The sequence below is a fragment of the Pedococcus sp. P1_H8 genome (genome assembly GCF_056405175.1).
The window spans coordinates 1-12755 of sequence record NZ_JBFUCP010000017.1 but is presented as its reverse complement, the minus strand read 5'-3'; the positions used below and the strand labels follow the sequence as shown (position 1 = coordinate 12755).

At 69.1% G+C, this 12755-nt stretch carries 7 protein-coding genes; 2 read left to right on the top strand and 5 right to left on the bottom strand.

The genetic code is table 11. The features are described 5' to 3' along the window. From pgm to AC1DYG_RS18250, 5 genes are read right to left on the bottom strand one after another with little or no spacing between them, the layout of a single operon-like run. Entirely contained in the window at positions 1-1644 is a 1644-nt protein-coding gene (pgm, locus tag AC1DYG_RS18270) for a phosphoglucomutase (alpha-D-glucose-1,6-bisphosphate-dependent) (RefSeq protein WP_477641290.1), read from the bottom strand. Continuing rightward, positions 1641-4340 (bottom strand): 1,4-alpha-glucan branching protein GlgB, encoded by a 2700-nt coding sequence (gene glgB, locus AC1DYG_RS18265; protein ID WP_477641289.1) that lies wholly within the window; start codon positions 4338-4340, stop codon positions 1641-1643. Before glgB ends, pgm begins: the two co-directional genes overlap by 4 nt. Further along, the gene (locus tag AC1DYG_RS18260; RefSeq protein WP_477641288.1) at positions 4337-5773 is read right to left on the bottom strand and encodes a maltokinase N-terminal cap-like domain-containing protein; all 1437 of its coding nucleotides are present in this window, start codon (positions 5771-5773) and stop codon (positions 4337-4339) included. Before AC1DYG_RS18260 ends, glgB begins: the two co-directional genes overlap by 4 nt. Further along, entirely contained in the window at positions 5766-7475 is a 1710-nt protein-coding gene (gene treS, locus AC1DYG_RS18255; RefSeq protein WP_477641287.1) for a maltose alpha-D-glucosyltransferase, read from the bottom strand. The genes AC1DYG_RS18260 and treS overlap by 8 nt, the downstream gene beginning before the upstream one ends. Further along, positions 7475-9601, bottom strand: coding sequence for an alpha-1,4-glucan--maltose-1-phosphate maltosyltransferase (locus tag AC1DYG_RS18250; RefSeq protein ID WP_477641286.1), 2127 nt, complete (start codon positions 9599-9601; stop codon positions 7475-7477). The genes treS and AC1DYG_RS18250 overlap by 1 nt, the downstream gene beginning before the upstream one ends. 131 nt (positions 9602-9732) lie before the next feature. On the opposite strand from AC1DYG_RS18250, the gene glgP reads away from it, so the two are divergent. Both glgP and AC1DYG_RS18240 read left to right on the top strand, forming a co-directional pair. Next, positions 9733-12312 carry an alpha-glucan family phosphorylase gene (gene glgP, locus AC1DYG_RS18245; protein WP_477641285.1) on the top strand — a complete coding sequence of 860 codons (2580 nt, stop codon included), beginning with the start codon at positions 9733-9735 and terminating at the stop codon, positions 12310-12312. Between the two features lie 203 nt (positions 12313-12515). After that, on the top strand, positions 12516-12755 hold a 240-nt coding region (locus AC1DYG_RS18240; RefSeq protein ID WP_477641284.1), incomplete at its 3' end, for a hypothetical protein.

The following is a 12755-nucleotide window of genomic DNA, read 5'->3' as shown; positions in this document are numbered from 1 at the left end:
TCAGCCGCCGAGGGCGGCCCCGACCACTTCCTTGGCCTCGGCCTGCACCTGGGCCAGGTGCTCGGCTCCCTTGAACGACTCGGCATAGATCTTGTAGACGTCCTCGGTCCCAGACGGCCGTGCCGCGAACCAGGCGCTGTCGGTGGTCACCTTGAGGCCACCGATGGCTGCGTCATTGCCGGGCGCCTGCGTCAGCTTGGCCGTGATCGGTTCCCCCGCAAGGGAGTCCGCGGCCACGTCACCGGGGGAGAGGGCGGCGAGCTTGGCCTTCTGCTCGCGCGTGGCCGCCGCGTCGATGCGGGCGTATGCCGGGTCGCCGTGTTTCGCGGTCAGCTCGCGGTAGTGCTGGCTGGGGCTCTGGCCGGTCACGGCGAGGATCTCGGAGGCGAGCAGCGCCAGGATGATGCCGTCCTTGTCCGTGGTCCAGGCCTTGCCGTCCCGGCGCAGGAAGGACGCACCGGCGGACTCCTCGCCGCCGAAGCCGAAGCTCCCGTCGATGAGTCCTGGCACGAACCACTTGAAGCCCACCGGCACCTCGACGAGCCGTCCGCCGACGTCGGCGGCCACCCGGTCGATCATCGAGGACGACACCAACGTCTTGCCGATGGCCACGTCGGCCGGCCAGTCGGGGCGGGCTCCGCCGAAGAGGTACTGGATTGCCACGGCCAGGAAGTGGTTGGGGTTCATCAGTCCGCCGTCGGGCGTGACGATGCCGTGCCGGTCGGAGTCGGCGTCGTTGCCCGTGGCGATGTCGTAGTCGTCCTTGCGCGCGATCAGCGAAGCCATCGCGTAGGGCGACGAGCAGTCCATCCGGATCTTGCCGTCCCAGTCCAGGGTCATGAACCGCCATGTCGGGTCGACGAGGGGGTTCACCACGGTGAGGTCGAGACCGTGTCGCTCCGCGATCGCGCCCCAGTAGTGCACGGCGGCGCCGCCGAGCGGGTCGGCGCCGATGCGCACCCCGGCATCCTTGATCCGTTGCAGATCAAGGACGTTCGGCAGGTCGTCGACGTAGGTGCCCATGAAGTCGTAGGGCTGGGCATGCGCGCGCGCCCGAGCGAACGGGATGCGTCGGACGTCCTTGAGACCGCCTGCGATCAGCTCGTTGGCGCGAGCCGCGATGACCTTCGTCGCGTCGCTGTCAGCCGGCCCGCCGTGGGGTGGGTTGTACTTGAACCCGCCGTCGGCCGGCGGATTGTGCGAAGGAGTGACCACGATGCCGTCGGCCAGGGCGGAGCCACTCGTGCGGCCACCGTTGGCGCGGATGATGGCGTGGCTGACGGCCGGGGTGGGGGTGTAGCCGTCACGGTCGTCAACCAGGACGATCACGTCGTTGGCCGCCAGCACCTCGAGCGCCGATGCCCAGGCGGGCTCCGAGAGCCCGTGGGTGTCGCGACCGATGAACAGCGGGCCGTCGTAGCCCTGGGACTTCCGGTAGTCACAGATGGCTTGGGTGGTCGCGAGGATGTGAGCCTCGTTGAACGCCGTCTTCAGGCTCGACCCGCGGTGGCCCGACGTGCCGAACGCGACCTGTTGGTCGATGTCCTCGGGGTCGGGCAGCAGGGTGTAGTAGGCCGTGACGAGGTGGGCGACGTCGACGAGGTCAGAGGGCTGGGCCGGCTGTCCTGCCCGCGGGTCGTTCACCGGTCTGCCTCTGTCTCGACAGGGGCGAGGTAGACGGCCGACAGCGACGCTACCCGGACCTCGACGGAGTAGGGCTGGCCCTGGGCGCCGTGGTCCTGCGCAGTCACGACGACCTCCGCCTGGCTCGGGGTGCCGAACTCGTCGTAGCCGCTCGTGTCGAGGATGACCTTCCAGTCGCCGGCTCGGGGAACGCCGATCCGCATCGGATCCCTCGGCAGACCACCGAAGTTCACTGCGACCGCGACCACCGGTCCCTGACGATCCTGCCTGCCGAATCGCAGGTAGGAGTAGGTGTTCCACGCGCTGTCGTCCGCGTTCAGCCACTCGAACCCGGCTGGATCGGAGTCCTGGGCCCAGAGTGCCTCGTTCTCGCGGTAGACGCGGTTGAGCTCCTTGACCAGGTTGTGCACCCGGTAGTGCGCCGCGTGGTCGAGCAGCCACCAGTCGAGCTGCCGGCCGTCGGCCCACTCGGCCTCCTGGGCGAACTCGGTGCCCATGAAGAGCAGCTGCTTGCCCGGGTGGCTCCAGATGTAGGCCAGGAAGGCCCGCAGCGTCGCGAGCTGGTCGTAGCGGCTTCCGGGCACCTTGCGCAGCAACGAGCCCTTGCCGTGGACGACCTCGTCGTGGCTGATCGGCAGCAGGTAGTTCTCGCTGTAGGCGTACATGAGCGAGAAGGTCAGCAGGTGGTGGTGGTACTGCCGGTGGATCGGGTCCTCCTTGAGGTACTTCAAGGAGTCGTTCATCCAGCCCATGTTCCACTTGAGCCCGAACCCGAGTCCGCCCGTGCTGGTGGGCTTGGTGACGCCCGGCCAGGAGGTGGACTCCTCCGCGATCATCACGATCCCCGGCACGCGCTTGTATGCCGTGGCGTTGGCCTCCTGGAGCAGGCCGACCGCCTCGAGGTTCTCGCGTCCGCCGTGGATGTTGGGGATCCACTCCCCGTCCTTGCGGGCGTAGTCGAGGTAGAGCATGGAGGCGACGCCATCGACCCGCAGACCGTCGATGTGGAACTCCTCCATCCAGTAGACCGCGTTGGCCACGAGGAAGTTGCGCACCTGCACCCGACCGAAGTCGAAGATGTAGGAACCCCACTCGGTGTGCCAGCCCTTGCGCGGGTCCGGGTGCTCGTAGAGCGGCAGTCCGTCGAACCGGGCCAGCGCCCACGGGTCGGTGGCGAAGTGGCCGGGCACCCAGTCGAGGATGACGCCGATCCCGGCCTGGTGCAGCCGGTCGACGAGGTAGCGGAACTCGTCGGGTCGGCCGAACCGCGCGCTCGGGGCGTAGTAGCTCGTCACGTGGTAGCCCCAGGACGGCGGGTAGGGGTGCTCCATCACGGGCATGAACTCGACGTGCGTGAAGCCGAGGTCCGCGACGTAGTTGACCAGGTGCTCCGCGAGGGCTGCGTAGCCGTGGTTGCTGCGCCACGACCCCAGGTGCACCTCGTAGATGCTCATGGGCGCCGTGTGCACATCGTTCTCGGCGCGCTGCTGCATCCAGTCGTCATCGCTCCAGCCGTAGCGGGACTGCACGACCGACGAGGCCCGACCCGGGGGCAGCTCGGTGGCGCGGGCCATGGGGTCGGCCTTCTCGCGGACCTTTCCGTCGGCGCCTCGCACCAGGAACTTGTAGAGGGTGCCGTCGCCGACGCCGGGGATGAACAGCTCCCACACCCCGGACTCGCCGAGCAGCCGCATCGAGTGGCTGCGCGTGTCCCAGCCGTTGAAGTCGCCGGCGACGTGCACCGCCTGGGCGCGAGGCGCCCACACGGCGAACGACGTGCCGACCACGGTGCCCATGGGGCCGGGGTACTCGCGCACATGGGCGCCGAGCACGGTCCACAGCTCCTCGTGCCGACCCTCGCCGATGAGGTGCAGGTCGATCGGCCCGAGCGTGGGGGCGAACCGGTAGGGGTCGTCCATCTCGTGTTCGATGCCGTCGCCGTAGGCCACGATCAGGCGGTAGTCCTGGGTCTCGGTGGCTCCGGGCCGCATGCCGCCCCACACCCCGTCGGACTCGTGGACGAGCTCGATCCGTTCGCCGTCCTGGAACCGCACGGCAACCACCGACGCGAACGGCTTGTAGGCACGCACGAGCAGGCCGTCGGCCTCGAGGTGGTGGCCGAGCAGGTCGTGCGGCTGCTGGTGCCGGCCGTCGGCGAGCGCCCGGATCGCCTCGGCGGGCGTCGTGGGAACGGGCACCGGCTCAGGCTCGCGCTCGACGGGCGGCTCGACGGCCGGGCGCGAGGCCGCGCGGCGGGCAGCCGAGCGGCTGGTCGGCGTCTCGGCCGGCGGGCCAGCAGGCACCTCGGCAGCCGGAGGCTCGACCTCGGCACCGGGGGCTTCGGGCGTCTCCACCTCGGCACCGGGGGCTTCGGGCGTCTCCACCTCGACAGCGGGGGCTTCGGGCGTCTCCACCTCGGCAGCATCGGGTTCGGGGAGCCCGAACCACGTGCGGGTGGGCGTCTCCGCCGGTGCCTCGTCCGGCGCTGGTGCCTCGCTGCCCTCGGGCCCCGCAGTCGCAGTCTTCCCAGGTTCCGACGGACCAAGGTCCGCCGGATCGCTCAGGGACTCGGTCGCCGCCGGCTCGTCGGGCGTGGTCGGAGACTCGGGGGTGGCCGGGTCGATCGTCGTCGTCTCGGGGGTCACCTCGTCGGTGGAGTCGGACTTCTGCTTCTTCTTGCCGAACCGTGGACTCATGTCAGGTCCTTTCTCGCGTCGTCGAGCAGTCGGACCACGGCAGCCGTGGGGATGGTCAGCCAGGTGGGCCTGTTCCTGGCCTCGTAGACGACCTCGTAGAGGGCTTTGTCCAGCTGGAACGCGATGAGCAGCGCGGCGTCCTGGCGGGGATCGCGACCGCACTGCGCGGCATACCCGTCGAGGAAGGCCTGCTGGGCGCTCGCCGCCCAGTCGCGGGCGCTGCGGCCGGGGTGGGACTGTTCCCACGAACCCGCCGCATAGTCGAACGAGCGCAGCATGCCGGCGATGTCACGCACGGCGAGGTCGGGCAGGTTGCGTTCGGCCAGGGGTCGCAACGGCTCGCCCTCGAAGTCGAGGAGCACCCAGCCGCGCTCGGCCACCTTGAGCACCTGCCCGAGGTGGTAGTCGCCATGGATGCGTTGCAGCGCAGGCCAGTTCGCGTTGACCGCCCGGTCGAAGACGTCGGCGATCTGGTGTTCGTGGGCCGCCAGGGCCGGGACCTCCGAGGCCGCAGCGATGTAGCGCCCCCGCATGCCGGCCGCGACCGCGGCGATCGCCTCGGGGGTCACTGGCTCGGTCGGGAGCACCTCGGCGAGGCGGGCATGCACTTCCGCGGTGGCCGCGCCCAGCTGGTGGGCCGCCTCGGCGAAGTCCTCGTGGGCTGCCACCGCACGGAGCGCGACGCGCCAGGCGTCCTCCGTGCCCGGGAAGAACTCCTGCGCAAACGCCAGGTGCCCGTATGCCGGGTCGTCACCTTCCCCGACGCCCGGCCAGGTGGCGCTGACGGTGCCGACCATGGTGGGCACCCTCGTCGATCCGGCCTCGGACAGGGCGCCCTGCACGGTGACGTCGGGGTTCTCCCCGGCATGCAGCATGCGGAAAACCTTGCAGATCAACGGTTTCGGCGTGCCATCGGCATCAGCGCAGTCGAACACGATGGAGGTGTTCGACTGCTCACCGGACAGCACCTTCGACGACGTGAGGACGGTCTCAGACGTCCACGACGGGTGGCGCCTCGACACCACGGCCGGTTCAGGGGTGTCGGAGACGCCCCCCGCTTGTGGCGCAGCCTGTTCGAGGATGAGCGCGAGCAGCTGGGCGGCATACACCGGGTCGTGGGTGCCGTCGTAGACCCAGCGGGTGCCGAGCACGCTGTGTTCCAAGGTGCCGACGAGCGCGTGCTGTCCGCCCTCGAGCGGCGCGCCGCGGTAGGTGAGTGGCACCTGGTAGAGCACCGGCTCGGACGCACCCTCGTCGACGAGGAGCAACGTCTCGATGCCCACTGCGCCTGCGGGGTCGTCGAGCCGCCACGACCAGACCTTGCGCAGCACCGGCAGCCGCCCCTTCGCGGCATACCAGCGCTGGCGCGCCATCCACGGACCGACCAGCTCGATCTTGGTCGGGGAGAGAGTTGCGTCGTGGATCTCAGCCATGTGCTGCACCTGGCACCAGGCGGAGCCAGAAGAAGTCACGTGAGCCGAGGGTCAGGGTGATGGTGCCGTCGTCGGAGATCTTCGGAAAGCCTTGCCCGCCAAAGAGATCCGCGAGGTGTGCGCCCTTGAACTCGTCGGGCACCCGGATCGTCGTGGCCTGCGGCCTGCTGGCGAGGTTGTTCACGCAGAGCACGGCTTCGGAGTCGGTGCCGTCCACGTGGTCCCACTCGACGCGCAGGAACGACAGGACTGCGTCGTTGTCGGAAGGGCAGACCTCGAAGTCACCACGACCGAAGACGGGGTGACGCTTGCGGATCTCGAGCATGGCGCGCACCCAGTGCAGCAACGAGGAGCTGCTGGCCATCTGGGCCTCGACGTTGACGTTGTTGTAGTGGTAGACGAGCGACGACACGACGGGCAGGTAGAGCTTGCCGGGGTCGGCTGAGGAGAAACCCGAGTTGCGGTCGGGCGTCCACTGCATCGGCGTGCGGACCGCGTCACGGTCGTTGAGCCAGATGTTGTCGCCCATGCCGATCTCGTCGCCGTAGTAGAGGCACGGAGACCCGGGCAGGGACAGCAACAGCGCGTGGATGAGCTCGATCTCCGCCCTGCTGTTGTCGAGCAGGGGTGAGAGTCGGCGACGGATGCCGACGTTGGCACGCATCCGGGGGTCGGGGGCGTACCAGCCGTACATCGCGGCACGCTGCTCCGGGGTGACCATCTCGAGGGTGAGCTCGTCGTGGTTGCGCAGGAACGTGCCCCACTGCGTGCCCGGCGGCTTGTCCGGGGTGTCGGCCAGGACGTCGACGATCGGTGCAGCCTTCTCCTCGCGCAGCGAGTAGTAGAGCATCGGCATGACGGGGAAGTGGAAGCACATCTGGCACTCCGGCTCCTCCTCGGTGCCGAAGTAGTCCACGACGTCGGCCGGCGGCTGGTTGGCCTCGGCGAGCAGGATCCGACCTGGGTACTCCGTGTCGACCATCTTGCGGAGCTTGGCGAGGAACTGGTGGGTCTTCGGGTGGTTCTCGCAGTTGTGGCCCTCCTCCTCATAGAGGTAGGGGACCGCGTCGAGCCGGAAACCGTCGATGCCCATGTCCATCCAGAACCGCACGACGTCGAACATCGCCTCGTGGACGGCGGGGTTCTCGAAGTTGAGGTCGGGCTGGTGGCCGAAGAACCGGTGCCAGAAGAACTGCCGCCGCACCGGGTCGAACGTCCAGTTCGACACCTCGGTGTCGATGAAGATGATGCGGGCGTCGGAGTAAGGCTCGTCGGTGTCGGACCACACGTAGAAGTCGCCGAAGGGGCCCTCGGGGTCGGACCGGGACGCCTGGAACCACGGGTGCTGGTCGCTGGTGTGGTTCATGACGAAGTCGGTGATGACCCGGATCCCGCGGGCGTGCGCCTGCGACACCAGCTCCTGGAAGTCCGGCAGGGTGCCGAACTCGGGGAGCACCGCGGTGTAGTCGGCGATGTCGTAGCCGCCGTCGCGCAGCGGCGAGGCGTAGAAGGGCGGCAGCCACAGGCAGTCGACCCCGAGCCAGGCGAGGTAGTCGAGGCGGCCCATCAGCCCGGTGAAGTCACCGGAGCCCGAGCCCTTGGAGTCCCCGAACCCGCGGACGAGGACCTCGTAGAAGACCGCGGTCTTGAACCACTCGGGGTCGTTCTTCAGGCCGGGTTGGGCGAGGTTGAGACCCTGCATCAGAACCTCCGGATCGCGACGATGTGGACGGGCTCGGTCTCGGGACCGAGTCTGACGTAGACGTGCTCTCCCCAGTGCCACGACGCCCCCGTGACGAGGTCCTGGGCCGCGATCCCGTCGTGGTAGTCGAGGCCGAGCGCGGGCATGTCCAGGTGCATCGCCGACTCGCGCGTGCTGTGGGGGTCGAGGTTGGCGACCACGACGATGGTGTCGTCGGTGCCGTCGGGCAGGATCCGCCGCTTGGAGAACGCCATGATGTTCTCGTCGTCGACGTGGTGGAAGGTGATGTTGCGCAGCCAGTGCAGCGACGGGTGCTCGCGGCGGATCTGGTTGAGCATGGTCAGGTAGCCCGTGAGGGACTGCCCTTCCTTGATCCCACCGGGCTCGTAGTCCTCCCAGTGCCGGTTCTTGTACTGGTACTTCTCGTTGTCGATCTGCTCCTCGGCGCCAGGACGGGCCACGTGCTCGATGAGCTCGTAGCCCGCGTAGATCCCGTAGGTGGGGACGAGCGTCGCGGCCAGGGCGGCGCGCAGCTTCCAGGCCGAGGGACCGCCGAACTGCATGTAGGGCGTGAGGATGTCGTGCGTCGTGGGCCAGAACGACGGGCGCATGTAGGCCGCGGCGTCGCCGGCGAGCTCCTTGACGTACTCCTCGAGCTCCCACCTCTGGTTGCGCCAGGTGTAGTAGGTGTACGACTGCTGGAAGCCGACCTTGCCGAGCGAGTGCATCATCGCGGGCTTGGTGAACGCCTCGGCCAGCCAGATCACGTCGGGGTGGTCGCGGCCCACGTCCGCGATGATCCACTGCCAGAACTCGACCGGCTTGGTGTGCGGGTTGTCGACCCGGAAGATCTTGACCCCGTGGTCGATCCACACCTGGACCATGCGGCGCATCTCGGCGTAGGACCCCACCGGGTCGTTGTCGAAGTTGAGCGGGTAGATGTCCTGGTACTTCTTGGGCGGGTTCTCGGCGTACGCGATGGTGCCGTCGGCCCGGGTTGTGAACCACTCGGGATGGGACTCGACGTAGGGGTGGTCGGGCGAGCACTGGAGCGCGATGTCCATCGCCACCTCCATGCCGTGCTCGTGCGTCTGCGCCACGAAGTAGTCGAAGTCGGCGAACGTGCCGAGGTCGGGGTGGATCGCGTCGTGGCCGCCGTCGGGGGAGCCGATCGCGTAGGGGCTGCCCGGGTCGTCGGGACCGGCGCCGAGGGTGTTGTTCGGGCCCTTGCGCGCCGTGGTGCCGATCGGGTGGATCGGCGTGAGGTAGACGACGTCGAAGCCCATCCGCGCGATCGCGGGCAACCGCTCGGCCGCAGTGCGCAGCGTGCCGGACCTCCACTTCCCGGTCGCCGGGTCCTGCACTGCACCTTCCGAGCGCGGGAAGATCTCGTACCACGCGCCATACAGGGCTCGCTCACGCTCCACGAGCAACGGGTATGCCGTGGACGGGCTCACGTAGTCGCGCAACGGGCGGGCGGCCAGCTCGGCACGCACCGACGGGTCGGTGCCGGCGTGCAGCCGCGCCAGCGGCGGGCGGCGGGTGTCGCGCAGGGCAGTGACGGCGTCCTTGAGGACGGCCTTCTGCTCCTTGGTGCGCGTGACCTCGGACAGGGCCCGCTCGAGCGTGCGCGCGCCCTCCTCGAGCATGAGGTCCGTGTCGATCTCTGCGGCGACCTTGATCGATGCGTCGTGGTCCCAGGTGCCGTAGGGGTCGGACCAGCCCTCGACGCGGTAGGTCCACCAGCCCTCGGCGTCGGGCTCCACGACGGCAGCCCAGGTGTTGAGGCCCGGGTTGGTCGAGGTCATGGGGGTGACCCGCTCCGTGCCGTCCGGCGCCACGAGGACGACCGAGGCGTTGACGGCGTCGTGTCCCTCTCGGAAGACGGTGGCGCCGATGGTGAACTGCTCGCCCACGACTGCCTTGGCGGGCCGGGCGCCGCCGTCCACGACAGGGCTGACGTCCTGGACGGGGATGCGGCCGATCGGAGCCTGTGGAGGCGTCGTGGTCGGGGCCTGGGGGGGAGCTGTCGTGGGGGTGGTCGCGCCCGGTGGTCGTTTGCCGGTGCTCTTGGCAGGGGGTGCGGCGGGAGTGTCAGGTCTGGTTGCACGTGGCGTCGCTGTCACGCGCCCGACGCTACTCGGTCTGGGCCCTCGCGCACCTCCCCAGACCTCAGATGGACCGTTGGCTGAAACTTTTTGAAAGTTCTGCAAGAACGCGTCATTCGGATTGGACTTCAGGGCTTAGGATGCCCCACGTGAAGGCGATCCGACGCTTCAGCGTCCGTACTGTCCTGCCCAAGTCGATTGCCGCTCTCGGCGACCTGGCGAGCAACCTGCGGTGGTCCTGGCACCCACCCACCCGGGACCTGTTCCAGCGCATCGACCCTGAGCGCTGGAACCACGTCCGCAAGGACCCCGTCCGGCTGCTGTCGGCCCTGTCCCCCCAGGAGCTCTCCGAGCTCGCGGGCGACACCGACTTCGTCGCGGCCGTCTCGGCAGCCAAGGCAGACCTCGACACCTACCTGACCGAGCCGCGCTGGTTCCAGGCGTGGGCGAGCGAGGTCGAGGGCGGCGCCCCGCGCGCCATCGGCTACTTCAGCCCGGAGTTCGGCATCACCGAGGTGCTGCCGCAGTACTCCGGTGGCCTCGGCATCCTCGCCGGTGACCACCTCAAGACGGCCTCCGACCTCGGTGTCCCGATCGTCGGCGTCGGCCTGTTCTACAAGACCGGCTACTTCAAGCAGAGCCTCAACCGTGACGGCTGGCAGCAGGAGACCTACCCGGTCCTGGACCCCGACGAGCTGCCCCTGAGCCTCCTGCGCGAGGACGACGACACGCCCTGCGTCATCACCCTCGACCTGCCGGGCGGCCGCGAGCTGCACGCCCACGTGTGGCGCGCGCAGGTCGGACGCGTCCCGCTGCTGCTGCTCGACTCCGACGTGCCGGCCAACGACGACGCCGCACGCAACATCACCAACCGCCTCTACGGCGGCGGCGGTGAGCAGCGGCTCCAGCAGGAGATGCTGCTCGGCATCGGCGGTGTCCGTGCACTGCGGCTGTGGTCGCGACTGACCGGCGCACCGGTTCCGGACGTCTACCACACCAACGAAGGGCACGCCGGCTTCCTGGGCGTCGAGCGGATCCACGAGCTGACGCAGTCGGCCGGGCTCACCTTCGACGAGGCCCTCGAGGCCGTCCGTGCGGCGACCGTGTTCACCACCCACACCCCCGTCCCCGCGGGCATCGACCGGTTCGAGGCCGACCTCATCACGCGCCACTTCGGCGGCGACCGCGCCGTCGAGGGCGTTCCGGTGGAGCGGCTCCTCACCCTTGGCGCCGAGGACTACCCGGGTGGCCAGCCCGGCATGTTCAACATGGCCGTCATGGGTCTGCGCCTCGGGCAGCGGGCCAACGGCGTCTCCCAGCTGCATGGTGTCGTCAGCCGCGAGATGTTCGACGGCCTGTGGCCGGGCTTCGACGACGACGAGGTCCCGATCTCCAGTGTCACCAACGGTGTTCACGCGGGCACCTGGGTGGATCGCAAGGTCTACGAGGTTGCGGCCAAGCACCTCGGCACCACCGACATCGAGCGCGACAACGCCTGGGACCGCATCGGTGACGTCCCTCGTGACGCCATCTGGGCGACCAAGCGCGACATGCGCGAGCAGCTCGTCGTCGAGGCGCGTCGCCGCACCAAGTCGTCGTGGACCAAGCGCGGCGCCAGCCCGGCCGAGCTCGGCTGGGTGGACGACATCCTCGACCCCGACGTGCTCACCATCGGGTTCGCCCGCCGCGTGCCGACCTACAAGCGGCTCACCCTGATGCTGCGTGACCCCGCGCGCCTCAAGCGGCTGCTGCTGGACCCGAAGCGCCCGATCCAGCTCGTCATCGCCGGCAAGTCCCACCCGGCCGACGAGACCGGCAAGCAGCTCATCCAGCAGATGGTGCGCTTCGCCGACGACCCGGAGATCCGCCACCGCATCGTGTTCCTCCCGAACTACGACATCGCGATGGCGCAGTACCTCTACCCGGGCTGCGACGTCTGGCTCAACAACCCGCTGCGCCCGTTCGAGGCGTGCGGCACGTCGGGCATGAAGGCCGCCCTCAACGGGGGCCTCAACCTGTCCATCCTCGACGGATGGTGGGACGAGTGGTTCGACGGCGAGAACGGCTGGGCCATCCCGACCGCTGACGGCGTCGACGACCCCGAGCGCCGCGACGACATCGAGGCGTCCGCGCTCTACGACCTCATCGAGAACTCGGTCGCCCCGCGGTTCTACGACGTCGACGCCGAGGGCCTGCCGCAGAACTGGATCTCGATGATCACCCACACGCTGTCGACGCTCGGGCCCAAGGTCCTGGCGAGCCGGATGGTGCGCGACTACACGACCCAGCTCTACGGTCCCGCCGCGCGGGCCGGCTGGTCGCTCAACGGCAAGACCTTCGTCGGTGCCCGCGACCTGGCTGCCTACAAGGCCAAGGTCAAGGCCGCCTGGCCGACCGTCCACGTCGACCACGTCGAGTCCTCGGGTGTCTCGGACAGCCCGCAGATCGGCGAGACCCTGCACGTCCGTGCCTACGTCTCCCTGGGAGTCCTCACGCCGGACGAGGTCGACGTGCAGATCGTGCACGGCAACGCCCACGACAGCGACGACCTGAGCGACGTCGACACCCAGTCGCTCGTGGCCGTCGAGTCCTACGAGGGCGGACGCCACCAGTTCGCGGGCGACCTCGCACTGGCCCGCACCGGCTCGTTCGGCTACACCGTCCGCGTGCTTCCGAAGCACTCGGGCCTGGCCAGCACCAGCGAGCTCGGTCTGGTCGCCAACGCCTGAGGGCCTTCCGAGGTCACCAAACCGCCAAGCCAACAGCAGCAAGGTATGCCGCGTGCGGGCCCCCCCGGCGGCATACCTTTGTCTGGGGGCGGGTGTGGATAACTGGTGCCGTGGCGGTGCCGTATCGGCGTGCCGTATCTGGTTGCGCTGCAACGGGTTTTCGCGGTCGTTGCGTTGTCAGACCTGGTTGTTAGGTTGGTTTCATGTCCGGGGGGATGTCGTTGGAGGAGCGCCGCACGGCGGTGGAGCAGGCGTGTCTTGCGCTGGCCGGTGTCGATGGTGAGTTGTGGTCGGCGGGTGGCGGCGACCTGGGTGGGTTCGCGGGCCTGCTCGACGAGCTGGGTGCGCGGGTCGACGCGGCCCGGGTGGAGGTGCTGCGGGAGGCGGTGGATCGTGGTGAGGCGGGGTCGGGCCGCTCGGGTGCGCACGCGTGGCTGGTGGAC